Genomic DNA, 14,806 nt, shown 5'->3' with positions numbered 1-14,806 from the left:
ACGGCTTTCCTCCGTTAATCGGTTGCCGCGAGAAGCTCCCGGCGGTGGCGCTCGAAGAATTTGAGCCCGCCTTCGACGCCCTTGACCACCGCTCGCGGCGTAATGGTGGCTCCGGCGAATTGATCGAAGTCGCCGCCATCCTTTTTGACCCGCCAAGCTTGAGCGGACGTGTTGCCCAAGGAGCGACCGTTAAATCCAAGAATCCAGTTGGACTTCGACGTTTCGACCTTGTCGCCCAAGCCCGGTGTTTCGGCGTGCGCAATCACCCGCGCGCCGAGAATTTTCCCCTCGCGGTCCACCCCGAGCATTAGGGTAAGGTCGCCTGCGTAACCGCCCGTGGCCAACATTTTGAAGGCAACGGCGGTGACTTCGCTTCCCTTCTTGGCGATGAAAACCTCGGTTTGTTCAAGTCCTGTTTCCTCGCCCGCCGACGGAACCAAGCGCGGCTCCGCCAGCACGTCGTTATCGTATATCCCTTCCGGCAGCACCTGACCGAGTGTTGCCTTGAGATCCTCTGCCTGGCGTTCTGCTATGGAGCCTTTGGTCACCAGATCGCCCATGCCCAGGAGCAGACTGGCGGCCAATGCGCAAACCGCCAGTAGAGCGGTCTGATAATCCAGACGCTGCCGCAGGGCATCCATGTCATCGAAGCTCTTCCGGAGTTTTTCCCAGTAACCACCGGACGCCTGCCCATGCGGCTTACGATTGAGACTGATCATTCTTTACCCTCCGGCATCTTCAGGGGCCTCCCCTTGTAATCGCGTCCGTAGATGCGCGGCCGGACGTAATAGTCGATCACCGGCGTGAGTGCGTTCATCAACAGAACGGCGAAGCCCACGCCCTCGGGAAATCCGCCCCAGGTGCGAATAACGAAGATCAGAAGGCCGCAGCCCGCGCCGAAAATGAGTTGGCCCCGCGGGCTTCCGGGCGAAGTGACGTAATCGGTGGCGATGAAAAATGCAGCCAGCATCACGCCACCTGAACCCAGATGCCACAGTGGTCCGAGATAACGCTCGCTGTCGATGAGATAGAAGACTGAAGCCAGCGCTGCAACCGTGCCCAGCAGGGAAAGCGGTATGTGCCAGGTGATGATTCGCTTCCGCAGTAGCCAAAGCCCGCCGCATGCCACCAGGGGAGCCGAGGTTTCGCCCAGGCTGCCGGGCATCCACCCGAGCCACGCGCCTGCCAATCCGAACTGACCGTTCGCGAAAGCCTCGGTGAGCGTTTTACCTTGCGACAATTCGGTCTTGGCGTGACCTATTACGGTTGCACTGGTGTATCCGTCGATTCCGCCGGCACCGCCGAAAGTGATCGCAAGCGCCTGCAAAAAGCCGGGGCCATGGTCCGAAAATAATGGCGCAGGCTGTACCCAGGTCGTCATCTCCAGTGGAAACGACACCAGCAAGGCGACTCGGGCAAGCATCGCCGGATTGAATAGATTCTGGCCGATGCCGCCATAGATCTGTTTTCCGACGACGATCGCAAGGCCCGCTCCGGTTACGCCGAGCCACCAGGGAGCCCAGGGTGGAAGGCTCAAAGCCAGTAACCACCCGGTTAACAAAGCGGAACCGTCCCACAAAAAAAGCGAAGCCGGTTTGCCCGATAATTTCAGGCAAACGGCTTCGAACAGCACCGCTGACAAGACAGTTAACAGAAATAGATAGATCGCCGGCCAGCCGAACAGAAACAAACCGAACCCGGTTGCCGGCAACAGGGCAAACATGACCTGCGCCATGATGCCCTGCACCGGGTGTTCGGCGCGACTCATGGGTGCGACGGGCAGATAAACCTTGCTCACGATCCGGCCCCCTTGTTGGCCGGCTGCGCCCGGCGCTGCTTTGCACGTTCCAGCCGCTGTCGTTTTTCCTCGGCCAGCCGGTTGGTGTGTTCAGTCTTCTGTTGCGCCTGTTGGTGCGCCATCAGCTCTCCGCTCGCATATTTGAAGTAATGAACCAAAGGAATGCGCGACGGACAGACATACGAACAGGAACTACAGCTGATACAGTCACGAAGACCGAAGCCCACGGCGGCGTCGAGCTGCCCCGCCCGAATGCGGGTCATCATCTCCAGAGGCAGAAGACCGACCGGACAGGCGCTGACGCAGCGTCCACAGCGGATGCACGGTCGGGCATCCGCCGCCTGGATTTCTTCGGGCGTTAACGCCAGAATTCCGCTGGTACGCTTGACCAAGGGAACCTCGACGTGCGGCAAGTGGTCGCCCATCATGGGTCCGCCCATCACATAACGGGCGGTTCGCTCGGGCCTATGTCCGCAAAAGGCGAGAAGCTCGGACAGCGGAGTACCGAACGGCGCCTCGATGTTGCGCGGCGACTCGACCGCTTCTCCGCTGACCGTGACCACCCGGCTGATCAAGGGCCTTCCGTAACGAACCGCCTGCTGTACGGCATACGCGGTAGCAACGTTGTGGAGCAGCACGCCCACATCGGTGGGGCGTCCGCCGGCGGGTACTTCCTTGCCGGTCAGATGGGTCACGAGATTCTTTTCCCAGCCCATGGGATATAAAGATGGGACTTTTACCACCTCGATGCGGCCGTGCTTTTTCGCCGCATCCGCCATGGCCGAGTAGGCTTCCGGCTTGTTGTCCTCGATCGCGATGAGGGCGGTTGGGCATTGCAGCCCATGGAGCATGATCCGCACGCCTTCGACGATACCCGCGGCACGCTCGCGCATCAGCCGGTCGTCGCAAGTCAAATAGGGTTCGCACTCGCCGCCGTTGATGATGAGGGTGTGTATCCGCGTTCGCCATCCCAGGTTCAATTTCATCGCCGACGGAAAGGCCGCACCTCCGAGCCCGACGATGCCCGCGCGATCGACGCGGGCGCAGAGCTCATCCGGCGTGAGACTGAACGGATCGGTTTCTTCATCCCCTTCGATCCAGCGATCATCCCCGTCCGGTTCGAGAATAATCGTCGGAGTCGGCAGTCCGGAAGGATGCGGAGCAGGATAATCCTCGATGCCGATGACGGTTCCCGACGTCGATGCATGCACCGAAGCCGAGACCGCTCCCCGGCTGGCTGCCAGCAATTGCCCCTTCAATACTTTGTCGCCGGCGCGGACCACTGGATCCGCGGGTTGCCCCAGGTGTTGCTGCAGCGGCAGGTAGAGACGTTCGGGCAGCGGAAAATCGGTAACGATAGGCTTGTCTGCGGTCGTTTCCTTACGCGGTTCCGGATGGACGCCGCCCCGGATTTTGCTGCGCCTTCGCCAGAGTGCGTTGATATCGAGTACGACCATGGTCAGGCTCCGGCCGCCGCCAAATCCGGTTTCGACCAGCGCCAGTTGCGCAGGGTGGTTTCGATGGGCTGCATGCCGAGACACTCGGTGGGGCAAACCTCGACGCACTTGCCGCAGGCGATGCAGGCGTCGGCGACCACCGCGTGTATCTGTTTGGGCGCTCCGACGATGGCGTCGGTGGGACAAACCTTGAAACAGCGGGTGCAACCGATACACGTCGCTTCACTGACCCTGGCCACCATGGGGAGCTGGTCTTCCACACCGGCCAGGTCGATGTCGAGCGATAGCTTGTTCGCCAGCTGTTCGGCCAAGGCTTTGCCCCCGGGAGGACACAGCGTAGCGGAAGCCTTACCCGCGACCAGAGCTTCCGCCGCCGGCCGGCAGCCCGGATAGCCGCATTGGCCGCATTGCGATCCCGGCATCATCTTCTCAATCTCGTCGATCAGCGGGTTATCTTCGACCTTGAAATACCGAGCGGCGGCTCCGAGCATGAAACCCAAAGCAAGTCCTAAGGCGGTAAGGCTGACTACGGCGAATAGGATGTACATAAGCTGGCCTAATGTGTGTTGAGTCCTGCAAATCCCATGAACGCCAGGGACAGAATCCCGGCGGAAATGAAAGCGATCGGCACGCCGGCAAAAGCTTCCGGAACGCTCATGAGAGCCAAGCGCTCCCGAATGCCGGCAAAAATCACCATCACCAAGGTAAAACCCAATGCGGAACCGAATCCGAACAGGGCGCTATGTAAAAAGTCGTATTCCTGCTGGATGTTCAGCAGAGCCACTCCCAGCACGGCGCAGTTGGTCGTGATGAGGGGCAGAAAAATACCCAGAACTTGATAGAGCACCGGGCTAGTCTTGCGCACCACCATCTCGGTGAACTGAACCACGGCGGCGATGACCAGGATAAAGGACAGAATCCTGAGGAATCCGATATCGAGCGGGGCCAGCAGGTAATGTTCCAGGAACCAGCTGGCCACGGCGGTCAACGTTAGTACGAAGGTGGTCGCCAATCCCATGCCGAGGGCCGAATCCAGCTTCTTGGACACGCCCATGAAGGGACACAGCCCCAGGAACTTGACTAAAACCACGTTGTTGACAAGGGCGGTGCCCAGTAAAAGCATCAGGTAATCGTGCATCGTCGTATCGCCTCCGCCGATTTCCGTTTTTCCTCAGTCGGTGTTCGCCACCCGCTCCGCCGTGCTCGCCGCACTCTTGCTGGCCTCGTGCCCGGAAGCCACCAATTCTTCTTTACCGACGGCACCGCAGGCGTAGCACTTGAACGCGACGTCGAACCCCTGTTTGCTGCAGGCATTTTCCTTGTTTTGCCGGCAGCCTACGGCGCCGCAAGCCGTGCAGCGATACAGCTGTCCTCGGCAGGGTGTGGCATACCCACCGAGTCTTTCGCCGTCGCAAATCGCCATGTCATTCTTCAGTTTGTCGTAATTAGCCATAACAGTTTTCCCAAAGTGATATGAGTAACAAAGCTTAAATTCTTGATAAGAACACTCACCGATTCAGGTTGGTGAACACCCGACAAGCGACACCTGAACCAACCCGTCCGCGATCCGCAGCGGATACTCTGCCAGAGAACAATGCGGGGGCATCACGCCGCGCCCGGTACGCGCGTCGAACACCCAATCGTGAAAAGTGCACCGGATGGTTCGTCCGTCAAAGCCGCCATACTTCAGATGGCCGTTGTGATGCGGGCAAGTCCCTTGAAATGCCTTGAGTTCTCCGCCCTTCGGCCATACCAGCAAAATCTCGCGTCCTTCCACGTTAAAGGCCACCATGTCGCCTTCTCCGAGGTTCCTGTACTTGCATAGACTGGTGTAACTCACAATCCCGCCTACCAAGGCACCGAGGCGTCCACCAACTGGGCCTTGATTCCGGCCGCTGCCATGTCCGCCATGGTCTTGTAAAAGGTGCCTTCGTGGATCAGCGTACCTTTAGCGGATAGCACCGCGACATAACGCGCTACCGTATCCACTTCGCAGCGGTAACCTCCGCCCGGCTCTTCGGTACGGCGCGCATTGCCGGCCCAATCCACGAAAAAACCCGATGCAACCGTCATTGTTTTCTCCTCTGTTTAAGTAGCCAGAGCCATACGAAGTACCCGTACGAAATGCATGCTCTCGCGTTCCGCACCGTCACGGATCTGGTGGCGGCAACTGGTACCGTTGGCAATCAATAAGGTGTCCGGATCAGCCTCCCGTACTTTCGGCAACAGTGCGAGTTCGGCCATCTGCATGGAGACTTCGTAGTGTTCGGCTTCCAGTCCGAAAGCGCCGGCCATCCCGCAGCAGCTCGATTCGATAAATTCGACCTGGAATTCCGGCACCAACCCGAGCACCTTGCGCATCGCTTTCAGCGCGCCGAATGCCTTTTGGTGGCAATGTCCATGCACCATTGCCCGCACTCCGGACATGGACTTAAAAGACAGAGCGAGGCGTTTCGCATCATGTTCTCGGGCGAGGAATTCTTCCAGGAGAACCGCAGCCTTGGCGATTTTCTCGACTTTTTCGCCGAGCCCGAGGCTGTAATACTCGTCACGCAGCATCAGAAGACAGGACGGCTCGAGCCCGACCACGGGCAGCCCGCGTTCCACATACGGCCAGAGTGCTTCAACCATCCGGCGCGCCTCGGCCCGGGCGTCCGCGATCAAACCATGGGAAAGGTAGGTCCGCCCGCAACACAGCGGCCGCTCGCCCGCCGGCGGCCTTGCAAGGTGTATCCGGTAACCGCCCGCTGCGAGCAACTCCAGCGCGGCCTCCGCGGTTTCGGTATCGAAATGATTGGAAAAGGTATCCACCAGCAAAACGATTTCGCGTCCGTCCGGAGTGCCGACGGCTTCAACCGGTGCAGACGACATGAAACTGCGTGCTGCACTGCGCGGCAGCGAGCGCTTGGCGGCAATACCCAATACTCGTTCTATCCACCTCGCCAGGGGCGACCAGCGTTCGCGCAGCGCGATCAGTGGATTCAACATGGAGAAACGGTTCGCGAAACGAGGCAAATGGGCGAAAAGCCGTTCGCGCAAGGGAGCGCCTCCACGCGCGGCCCAGCGCTGCGCGAGCGTCTCGACGCGAAGCAAAGCCATGTCCACGCCATTGGGACACTCGCGTTTACAGCCCTTGCAGCCGACGCACAAATCCATGGCTTCGGCAAGCTCGGGGCCGACAAAAGGCTCCGCGCCCAACTCGCCGTTGAGAGCTGCCTTGAGTGTGGCTGCTCGATGTTGCGTAGAGTGAACCGTATTATGGGTTGCACGAAAGCTCGGGCACATCACGCCCTTTTCGGTGCGCTGGCATTGCCGGTTTCCGATGCAGACGGCCGCGGCTTTGCCGAACGCGCCGCCCGCGGCGGGTACCGCCGCATAAGCGTCGCCCGCACCGTAGCTGTCGTAGGCTGACCAGTCGAGTTGGGTATCCATTGCGCGAAATGAAACATGAAAAACTTTCCCGAACCATCAAGCAATAACGATGCCCATTCTCATCACAGGCATAGAGGATTGTTTTATAAGGATTACTTTTGTGGCGTCAGCAGCCTGCACGCGTTCTCGCTATGTCGGGTTCATGACAAAACGCCTCAAGTCCAGCCAACTTGTCGCTGTCTGTCCGAGTCTCGACATCCCTCCTTCTTTGCCACACCGTACCACGATATTTCCTTTACTAAATAGCGTGAAAATGTAAAATCGAACCGGTCCGGGGTTTCCGGAGCTCGCGATATTGGGCCACCGAGACCATATCACTATCTGATCACTGGGGGTTTGCCATGGCCATTCACTGGAACGCCGAACTGCCGGAAGACTACTCCGGGCAAGCGGTGGTGCCCGTTACCATCCAACGGCGCGTGGACGACTTTGCTCATGCCAGCAAGGAAGTGGGGTTCGACGATCTAGGAGCCCGCTGCTTCTATCGGCATGAATTCACACTGACCGAAGACCGCTTCGACGCGGACGAATTCCCCATCGAGGTTGGCGTTTACTGGGAGCGGGTCATCGCCTGGCGGCTTACGGGCGGCAAATGGCTGAAGCTGAAAGTCTGGTCCGACCGCCTGGATCATTGTCCCAGGCGCTACATCAAGCAAGCACCGGAGTTGGTCGAGGAGCACGAGCTCGAACGCTAGCGTCCTGCCGCTCGGCAGGCATGGCTTCGGGTGTTGTCCCTTGGCAATACACCGCCATGCGGGGAATCGACGCCCGGTTCGGTAGGCGTGGATCCGCCTTCATATGGAAAGAAAGCCGTTTATGACGGCTGATATTGTCGGCGCATCCCTGCGCCGCAGGAAATCCTTTTATGTCGAGCCGGCTATTAGGCCGAAGCGGTGTCGAACGGGAGTTTCTTAGACTCGGAGATCGCATTCCGGCGGGATCCGATCAATCCGAAGCCGATGAGCGCCGAGCCCATCAGCCAAATCCCGGCAGGCAACGGAACTGTCGTAACGGCGCTTGCTTGCAGCGTTCCCTTGTAGAGACCGTCCAAGAAACCGAATACGTTGTTTGCGGACGGGCTGAAATCGAACAGCCAAATGCTTTCGTAGTTCCCGAACTGGGAGGCCCAGCCGCCGAAATCCGCGGTGGCGAAGCCCACTGCGAGATTTCCGTCTTCCAGGTTGAGCCCGACGTTGTCGAGACGGGCTGAGAACAGATTCCCGCCCCACAGTTCATGCTGTCTTTCGGTGCCGCTCAACGCTTCCAGCGCCGCATCGCTGAAGGTGCCCCGGATTTGAACGTTGCTTCTTACCGTATCGAGGTTGGAGTCCTGATCAAAATAGGCATTCAAGCTATAAGTGCCACCCGTGATCTCATAGTTGTCGGAGCCCAGCTGAAAGAGGAATGGCTGGTTTTTCACAGCGGTCGCGGTGAGCTTGTATCCGTCGCCGAAATTGCTCAACTTAAGCTTGAGAGTATTGACGAAGGCGGGAGAACCCGCCGGGGGAATGCCGGGAATCGCCGGCAGGTCGTCTACGGTCGCAGCATACGAACCGGCCGAAGAGGCCAACAAAAAAACCGCTGCAAGCCTTGTAGAAATTGACTTCATCATCGTGTTATTGCTCCATTAATGGCTGTGTTCCGATTCACCGCCCGTCTGAGACGGTGAGCCAATCGACGTTCAAAGGTCTTGTCCACTTCCGACGGCATCCAAATGTCGGTTGAGCCGCCTTTCCGTGCACCTACCGCGCATTCATGTCACAAAAAGTATACATGTGCCGGCATCGTATAGATAACATGCGAACCGACTCCAAGTCAACGCTTGATTTTCGCCAGCCGGAAACACGCTTCACAGCGCCCAAGGTCGAATCCATCGAATACGCACACGTCTTCCGGTACAGGCAACGATTGATTTACCGCATGCCGAGGCGAATAAGAGCCGCTCCGGCGGCAATTGGAGCCGGATTCCGAAGCGTGCGAAAAAGACAATGATCTAGAGTTTTTTGATCTCGATATGGTACTTCTGAAGCGCGTAGTGCATCTGGCGCGTCGTCATGCCCAACAGCCGCGCGGCTTTGGCCTGCACCCAACCGCACTCCTCCATCGCCCAGACCAGCCTGTCGCGGGGGGACTTGAACTCCGGTACCCGTCCCCGGGTTTGCGTATCGCCCCCGGGCAGACTTGCCGCGACCGGCTCCGCAGGCGCTGCGGGAACCGGGCTCGAGATCTGGGAAATCGGCCTCAGGGCCAGTGAAAAACACATGTTTTTCTGGCATGGCAGATTGATATCGCGAATCGCCTTGCCGCGCGACATGGCGGCCGTCCGCTCCACGCAGTTTTCCAATTCGCGGACGTTGCCCGGCCAATAGCACTCCGCCAGAATCTGCTTCGCCTCGGGCGAGAGCGTGAGCTGACGTTGGTTGGTCCGGTTGAAACGTTCCAGAAAGTGATCGGCCAGCAAGAAGATGTCGTCACGGCGCTCCCGAAGCGGTGGCAGAAGTATGGAGATCACGTTGATCCGAAAATAGAGATCGGCGCGGAACTCGCCCTTGAGCACCGCCTCCTCGAGATTGCGGTTGGTCGCCACGATCAGGCGCACATCGACCTGTATCGGCCGATTGCCGCCGACTCGTTCGAATTCCCGTTCCTGTAGTACGCGCAGAAGCTTGACCTGGAAGTTCGGGGACACGTCGCCAATTTCGTCGAGAAACAGCGTACCGCCATGCGCCATTTCAAATCGCCCCTTACGCTCCTGGGTCGCGCCGGTGAAAGCCCCCTTTTCATGCCCGAACAGTTCGGATTCGAGCAGCGTCTCGGACAAAGCCGCACAATTGACCCGCACGAAAGGGCCTTTACGGCGCGAGCTCAGATGGTGGATCGCATGGGCGATCACTTCCTTGCCGGTACCGGTTTCTCCGCGCAGCAGCACCGTGGATTGAACCGCCGCCGCCCTTTCCACTTCGGCGAACACCTCCTGCATACGTTGGCTTTCCCCGATGACGTTAACCAGACCTCGAACGGGCGCCGCCGCTTTTTGCAGCCGGTGCTGTTCCTTCATCCGCTGTTCGCGCTCCGCCGCTACCAACTGGTGAAGCCTGATCGCCTGGCCGACCAAGTTGGCGACCATCTTGAGCAAACGGACATCGTGCTCAAGATATCCATGATAGGTCGTCATGTCGCGGTCGGCGCCGAGAACGCCGATTGTCTCGCCCACGGCCTTGATCGGAATCCCTATGTACGCGATTTTTTGTCCGCTCGAAAGATCACGCGAACCGGTTCTGTTCAAAAAATGCGGCTCATCGGCGATATCGTGAAGGACGATGGGAATACCGGTCTTAATGATTTTGCCAACGATTCCTTCACCTTTGCGCAGCTGTCCGCGTGCGATTTCCTCGCGCGACAAGCCCGCCGCCCCAATAACATGCACGTCGGTATTCTCCTGCACCAAACTGATCATGCAGCGCGGCAAATGCATGTGCGACGAAAGAACGTTGAGCGCCTCCCGCAGAGTTTTGTGGATATCCAGGGACGAACTCAGAATCTTACTGATCTCGTAAAGCGTGATCAGCTCAAGACTTCTACGCTTCTCCCATGGGTTAGCTGCTTGCCTTGCTGACATGGCCGGCCTATACGGTAGGGTTAGCCCGCACTGCCCTGAGGCGCACGAATACGGCTCCGATGAGCTTCCACTGGCGACTAGAAAACCTAAACTAATGGTTAAAGCAGGATCTGTGCCTTCTGGCGACCTTAATAGAAACTGAATTCTATCGTCCGATTGCGATCCGGAAGGCGAAGGTAAGTCAAAGTGAGCACCGCGGGAATATGTCGGTCATAAATCGAAACCGGCACGATCCCGGAGGGCTGTCTGGATGAAACTACGGAAAATCCAACACCTGAAGCGCCGGGATTTCGATTGGACAGGGGCAGGCTTTCATAACATCCGAATTCCGAGATCGTCCCGGTATCGGTCTTGCTCGCCCTGAGCGAGTCAAGGGACATGCGCTGAATCTGGCGAAAGTTGTTACTGTGCGTAAAGAAAGTAAAGTCCTATTCGAATCGCCCTCACCCCAACCCAATCACGCCGCACATTCCCTATGCGGAGCCGCAAGCGGAGCCCGCACGTTCCCGTTCGCCGGGAGCGAACGGGAACGTGCGAAGCACGGCCCGAAGGGCGAGCCTCAGGGATGAGGCGAGTAAATCGGCGTCGCCACGCGACGCTGTCCCGCTTCGCTCGCGAGTCCAGGGCAGCCCATCCCTGGCCTGCCCCCTCGTCGCGTTGCGCCTTGCCCTGCCGATTTGTCCCAGAGGGAGAGGGGCTCTTGTGGCTTTACTTTCTTGGCCATTAGTAGGCCTCCCGTGATGGGCTCTAAATCCTTCTGCCGCGTATCGTTCCGACATTCCGTAACGGGACCAAGCGCTCGTTCTCGGGGGGCGTCAGAGCGGCAACCAAATTCTCCAGCGATTCGATGCGGGCCATCATGTCGGCCATGGTCTGGTTTACCACATCCGGAATATGATGATGGTCGAGATCGATTCGCTTCGGGTTCATGGTGACCCCCTCCTTCGGCTGAACTATTCTGCCCGGAATACCGACCACGGTACGGTTCGCCGGCACGTCCTTGACGACGACGGAGTTGGCGCCGACCCGCACATTGTCGCCCAGCGTAATCGGCCCCAGAATCTTGGCGCCGGCGCCGGCCAGAACGCCGTTACCCAGAGTGGGATGCCGCTTGCCTTTGTTCCAGGTAGTTCCTCCCAGCGTAACCCCATGGTAGAGCGTAACATCGTCACCGATCTCCGCCGTCTCGCCGATGACCACCCCCGCGCCGTGGTCAATGAAAAAGCGGCGCCCGATGGTTGCTCCGGGATGAATATCGATATTGGTCCAAAGCCGGGTCAAGAACGCCAGTAGGCGTGCCCCGTAAAAAAAGCCGCGCCGCCACAGGCGATGGTTCAGACGGTGTATGAGAACAGCATGCAAGCCCGGATAAGTCGTCAACACTTCGAAGCGAGTGCGCGCGGCCGGATCGCGCCCGAAAACGCAAGCCACATCTTCCCGCCACTCCGCGAACAGACTCCGGGCCGGAGGACGGACGACCGGCTCGGACGAAGAAGCCGATTCAAGTCGAACGCCCGCATTCGAGGGAGACTCGGCCTCCGAGTCCGGAATCTCGTTGTAAACTCGATTTCTCATTATCGCGCTACCTCTATCGCGTTCGTACGACGGTGTGAAAAATATTTATGGAGAACCATCGATCGCCCCGTTCGCAGGCCCGAATCCCGCTGCCGGTCCGCTTGGAAGACAGCACTTGAGTCCGACCCGCATCCGGCCTCGCAGCAGCCATGAACTCTTGCCCGATCACTCAGCGATCATTTATATCTATCGAAGCACGCGCCATGCCACGGCAATTCCGGACAAAAATGCTTTCAGATCAATGTTTAATATGCTTATACCGATGGCGGAAATTCGTGGCAAACGCGACAATCGCTTCCTTTTTGTGAGACTTCTTACAAATCCGGACGACCAATCGGACCGAACCGAGCGGTTGATTCTCGATGACTTGAAACAATGACGGATGAGGCACGGAACACCCTAGCCGCGCAATCCCCGAACGTTTTTTTCTGCCCAGGTAGTTGCACTGATCCAAGATGGACAGACAGGCACCACAATAGCGCGCAATAGCTCGACAACTCGGCTTTTCTCGCTCGGCCCGCCTCAGGGCACACCAATTTTCAATGACCTAGCTTGATTTCAAGCGATTGGCATGGTACTTGCTGGAATTGAAGTGGCATATCTTATCCTCCCACTTCAACGAATGTTGAGCTAACCCGGCTTCGGCCGGGTTTTTTATCGGAGCCGAAAAAAAGCCCCTAGCTTTGGGGCGGTTCGTCCATGAACCTTGGTTGGCGGCGTCATTCTGTCTCAGCACCGGACGTACGGAAATGCGTATTCCTACGTATTACCCACGACTTGCCTTCTGCCGATTTTGAACTACGCTGAAAACGTCGCATCAATCCTTGAGATTGCCTTCGGCGACAGCCCGGCTCGCACCCCGTAGCCGGGCTTTTTTGTCCGAAAGGTTTTGCGCTCGGTATCCGGACTCGTACGAATCCCCGTGAGCCGGTCATTCGGATAACCGGTCAATAACTGCAGTAACTTTCATCTTCTTACGACAATCTCGATTCCAGGAACCGCCGTCCTTGCTCTTCGCCATCCCTGATGAGGCGGGCAATATGTTCGGGGCAGCGGTCGAGCTTGCTTTCATAATCCAGGCTTTTCGCCAATTCGACCGACATTTCTATTCTCGGAATGTGGTAGGGCGCATCGGGATCGTCGGGAAACGAGCGAGGAATCTTTATCGGATCCTTGATATCGAATTCGGCGAGAAACTCGTCGTTGAATGCTCCGGTAATGATGAAATCGTTGATCCGCTCGATTTGGCGCAGGCTGTGAAACAGGGATATGTTGCCCGTCAGTTCGTTGTGCCGGTCGAGAATGTCGTCCGGCGCGACCGGGATCTCATCGGCCGTCGTCGGATTGATTTTTATCACCCAAATCTCATTGGGCATATTTCGAGGTCCGACAAAACGAGGATCGATCAGGGTAGCGATGGGCGGATTATCCGAAAACAGCCCATCCCAAAATGCCATGTCGCCGATCGATACCGCCGGAAAGATGCTGGGAACACAAGCGGAGGCCAGAAGATGTTCGATCTTGACGGGCTCGAGGTATGAACTGAACTTATGCAGTCTTCCGGTAAGGACGTTGCAGGCGCCGATGACCAGAATCGGCGGCTCCGGCTGCCGCCCCAAGGACGCCAGCTCCCGAGCATCGACATGGGATGCCAGCAATGCGCCAAGATCCGTGAATTCGTTCCGAATCCCGAGCGTAGCGACGGAGAACGAATTTTTTACCCACGGAGAAGAGGGACTCAAATTGAATTGGGGTATCAGCCCCTTGCCGCCCAAATAAAGCGAGTGAATGATCGAATCGTTGAGAACCCGCTCCTGGTAGGTCTTGGCGGCATTGTCGTTCCAAAAATCCAGTACTCGTTTACAAATGGGAGTTTCGCCGCGTTTGATGGCGTACCAGAGCATAAAGCCGCAGATGGCGCCGCCCGAGGTTCCGCTTATGCTGACGATGTCGAAATGATCTCGGACTTTGTTTTCCGAAAGAGCCTTGAAAACACCAGCGGTGAATGCGGTCTGACTTCCGCCCCCCTGGCAGGCGATCGCAACTTTGGGTTTCATCGGGAAAAATCCTCCGTGTCAGTTTCGCGAACTAGAAGAGCGTGATGGCAATTTCCTGCGCCGCGCGATTTGCCGGCAACCGGCCACGCCGCTTACACCGTCTATGTCATCGGATAAGTCGCCAACTCGGCTAGCCCGACCAGAACCATCACCCCGGCGATGCCCAACAACACAACGCGGACGCGGAGTTTGCTGAAATGGGCAGCAATACCGGTAAAGAACAGGGCGGCGGAAAAGATGACTGTGCTGAGTACATAATCGTCACCCTGCTGGCCGGCGGCTTGAGCGTGAACCGAGGCCGCGCTTGCGTCCTGCTCCAATTGAGAGGCGCGGCTGGAAAGTTCCAGGCGGTACTCCGGCAAGACGAAGGGAGAACTGGGGGCGGCGGGATTTTCCAGTGGCCGAGTGGCCTTCCATGCCTCAAAGGCCGGCATGAATTCGGACCGGAATCGTTCTTCAAAGAATCTTGCCCGTTCTTCGTTGCCGTCTTTATAGGCATTGAGCCATTCGATAAATACTTGTAGATCAACGGCTCGGTAAAGATAGGCAACCGTTGCAACACGGGACGACTGGACCCACAGCGTGGAGGACGCATTGTAGCCGGACGATTGCACGCTGCTCCAGCGTTTTGACTGGTACCCGGCCCACGACGAGGCCAGAGCCGCCACCGACAGCAGAATAGCGCTGGCAATGTCCAGCCAATATTCGGATGACATGGAAGCCCGGCGCTGTCTCATACTCTCCGCGGCAGTCGCGGTCACTTTGTCGGATCCGGGGCTTTCTTCCTCTGCCATCCTTCCACCCTTTGCCTGGCCTTTCGCTCCTGCTTATCCCTAGCGGCCGGTCGCGGTCTCGATAACTCCTCGAT

General features: G+C 58.0%; 16 protein-coding genes. 2 read left to right on the top strand and 14 right to left on the bottom strand.

The features are described 5' to 3' along the window. Positions 1–14: 14 nt before the first annotated feature. The 9 genes from rsxG to sS8_RS26220 form a co-directional block, all read right to left on the bottom strand. Entirely contained in the window at positions 15–719 is a 705-nt protein-coding gene (gene rsxG, locus sS8_RS26260; RefSeq protein ID WP_119632343.1) for an electron transport complex subunit RsxG, read from the bottom strand. After that, positions 716–1,798, bottom strand: coding sequence for an RnfABCDGE type electron transport complex subunit D (locus tag sS8_RS26255; protein WP_331852271.1), 1,083 nt, complete (start codon positions 1,796–1,798; stop codon positions 716–718). Before sS8_RS26255 ends, rsxG begins: the two co-directional genes overlap by 4 nt. Beyond that, the gene (gene rsxC / locus sS8_RS26250) at positions 1,795–3,255 is read right to left on the bottom strand and encodes an electron transport complex subunit RsxC (protein WP_119632342.1); all 1,461 of its coding nucleotides are present in this window, start codon (positions 3,253–3,255) and stop codon (positions 1,795–1,797) included. The genes sS8_RS26255 and rsxC overlap by 4 nt, the downstream gene beginning before the upstream one ends. Before the next feature lie 2 nt (positions 3,256–3,257). Continuing rightward, positions 3,258–3,803 (bottom strand): electron transport complex subunit RsxB, encoded by a 546-nt coding sequence (gene rsxB / locus sS8_RS26245; protein ID WP_119632341.1) that lies wholly within the window; start codon positions 3,801–3,803, stop codon positions 3,258–3,260. Positions 3,804–3,811: 8 nt separating this feature from the next. Beyond that, a complete protein-coding gene (rsxA, locus tag sS8_RS26240; RefSeq protein ID WP_119632340.1) occupies positions 3,812–4,393 on the bottom strand; it encodes an electron transport complex subunit RsxA in 582 nt (193 codons plus the stop codon). Positions 4,394–4,426: 33 nt separating this feature from the next. After that, positions 4,427–4,708 carry a hypothetical protein gene (locus tag sS8_RS26235; RefSeq protein WP_179952387.1) on the bottom strand — a complete coding sequence of 94 codons (282 nt, stop codon included), beginning with the start codon at positions 4,706–4,708 and terminating at the stop codon, positions 4,427–4,429. A 63-nt stretch (positions 4,709–4,771) separates the two neighbouring features. Next, positions 4,772–5,095, bottom strand: coding sequence for a Rieske 2Fe-2S domain-containing protein (locus sS8_RS26230; protein ID WP_119633027.1), 324 nt, complete (start codon positions 5,093–5,095; stop codon positions 4,772–4,774). An 8-nt stretch (positions 5,096–5,103) separates the two neighbouring features. Next, the gene (locus sS8_RS26225; protein ID WP_119632339.1) at positions 5,104–5,328 is read right to left on the bottom strand and encodes a hypothetical protein; all 225 of its coding nucleotides are present in this window, start codon (positions 5,326–5,328) and stop codon (positions 5,104–5,106) included. 15 nt (positions 5,329–5,343) lie between these two features. Further along, positions 5,344–6,687: a (Fe-S)-binding protein gene (locus sS8_RS26220; protein ID WP_119632338.1), complete on the bottom strand. Its 1,344-nt coding sequence runs from the start codon at positions 6,685–6,687 to the stop codon at positions 5,344–5,346. A 341-nt stretch (positions 6,688–7,028) separates the two neighbouring features. Between sS8_RS26220 and sS8_RS26215 the strand changes: the two genes are divergently transcribed. Further along, positions 7,029–7,382: a hypothetical protein gene (locus tag sS8_RS26215; protein ID WP_119632337.1), complete on the top strand. Its 354-nt coding sequence runs from the start codon at positions 7,029–7,031 to the stop codon at positions 7,380–7,382. 185 nt (positions 7,383–7,567) lie between these two features. Here the strand turns inward: sS8_RS26215 and sS8_RS26210 are convergent, their stop codons facing one another. The 3 genes from sS8_RS26210 to cysE form a co-directional block, all read right to left on the bottom strand. Beyond that, entirely contained in the window at positions 7,568–8,299 is a 732-nt protein-coding gene (locus sS8_RS26210; RefSeq protein WP_119632336.1) for a VPLPA-CTERM sorting domain-containing protein, read from the bottom strand. A 381-nt stretch (positions 8,300–8,680) separates the two neighbouring features. After that, a complete protein-coding gene (nifA, locus tag sS8_RS26205; protein ID WP_119632335.1) occupies positions 8,681–10,306 on the bottom strand; it encodes a nif-specific transcriptional activator NifA in 1,626 nt (541 codons plus the stop codon). Positions 10,307–11,053: 747 nt separating this feature from the next. Further along, positions 11,054–11,881 carry a serine O-acetyltransferase gene (cysE, locus tag sS8_RS26195; RefSeq protein ID WP_119632333.1) on the bottom strand — a complete coding sequence of 276 codons (828 nt, stop codon included), beginning with the start codon at positions 11,879–11,881 and terminating at the stop codon, positions 11,054–11,056. 34 nt (positions 11,882–11,915) lie between these two features. On the opposite strand from cysE, the gene sS8_RS26190 reads away from it, so the two are divergent. Continuing rightward, positions 11,916–12,260: a hypothetical protein gene (locus sS8_RS26190; protein WP_145986688.1), complete on the top strand. Its 345-nt coding sequence runs from the start codon at positions 11,916–11,918 to the stop codon at positions 12,258–12,260. Positions 12,261–12,855: 595 nt separating this feature from the next. On the opposite strand, the gene sS8_RS26185 is transcribed toward sS8_RS26190, so the two are convergent. Next, positions 12,856–13,938, bottom strand: a complete 1,083-nt coding sequence (locus sS8_RS26185) for a patatin-like phospholipase family protein (RefSeq protein WP_119632331.1) — start codon at positions 13,936–13,938, stop codon at positions 12,856–12,858. A 101-nt stretch (positions 13,939–14,039) separates the two neighbouring features. Further along, entirely contained in the window at positions 14,040–14,654 is a 615-nt protein-coding gene (locus tag sS8_RS26180; protein ID WP_119632330.1) for a hypothetical protein, read from the bottom strand. Positions 14,655–14,806: the final 152 nt, after the last annotated feature.

Origin of the sequence: Methylocaldum marinum (genome assembly GCF_003584645.1) — a bacterium.
GTDB lineage: Bacteria > Pseudomonadota > Gammaproteobacteria > Methylococcales > Methylococcaceae > Methylocaldum > Methylocaldum marinum.
The sequence above is the reverse complement of the archived record's forward strand: the minus strand, read 5'-3'. Positions and strand labels throughout refer to the sequence as shown.

Bases quoted from the DNA above. Each gene is read 5' to 3' on its own strand.
- rsxG (WP_119632343.1), bottom strand. From the start codon at position 719: ATGATCAGTCTCAATCGTAAGCCGCATGGGCAGGCGTCCGGTGGTTAC.
- rsxC (WP_119632342.1), bottom strand. From the start codon at position 3,255: ATGGTCGTACTCGATATCAACGCACTCTGGCGAAGGCGCAGCAAAATC.
- rsxB (WP_119632341.1), bottom strand. From the start codon at position 3,803: ATGTACATCCTATTCGCCGTAGTCAGCCTTACCGCCTTAGGACTTGCT.
- rsxA (WP_119632340.1), bottom strand. From the start codon at position 4,393: ATGCACGATTACCTGATGCTTTTACTGGGCACCGCCCTTGTCAACAAC.
- sS8_RS26235 (WP_179952387.1), bottom strand. From the start codon at position 4,708: ATGGCTAATTACGACAAACTGAAGAATGACATGGCGATTTGCGACGGC.
- sS8_RS26225 (WP_119632339.1), bottom strand. From the start codon at position 5,328: ATGACGGTTGCATCGGGTTTTTTCGTGGATTGGGCCGGCAATGCGCGC.
- sS8_RS26220 (WP_119632338.1), bottom strand. From the start codon at position 6,687: ATGGATACCCAACTCGACTGGTCAGCCTACGACAGCTACGGTGCGGGC.
- sS8_RS26215 (WP_119632337.1), top strand. From the start codon at position 7,029: ATGGCCATTCACTGGAACGCCGAACTGCCGGAAGACTACTCCGGGCAA.
- sS8_RS26210 (WP_119632336.1), bottom strand. From the start codon at position 8,299: ATGATGAAGTCAATTTCTACAAGGCTTGCAGCGGTTTTTTTGTTGGCC.
- nifA (WP_119632335.1), bottom strand. From the start codon at position 10,306: ATGTCAGCAAGGCAAGCAGCTAACCCATGGGAGAAGCGTAGAAGTCTT.
- cysE (WP_119632333.1), bottom strand. From the start codon at position 11,881: ATGAGAAATCGAGTTTACAACGAGATTCCGGACTCGGAGGCCGAGTCT.
- sS8_RS26185 (WP_119632331.1), bottom strand. From the start codon at position 13,938: ATGAAACCCAAAGTTGCGATCGCCTGCCAGGGGGGCGGAAGTCAGACC.
- sS8_RS26180 (WP_119632330.1), bottom strand. From the start codon at position 14,654: ATGTCATCCGAATATTGGCTGGACATTGCCAGCGCTATTCTGCTGTCG.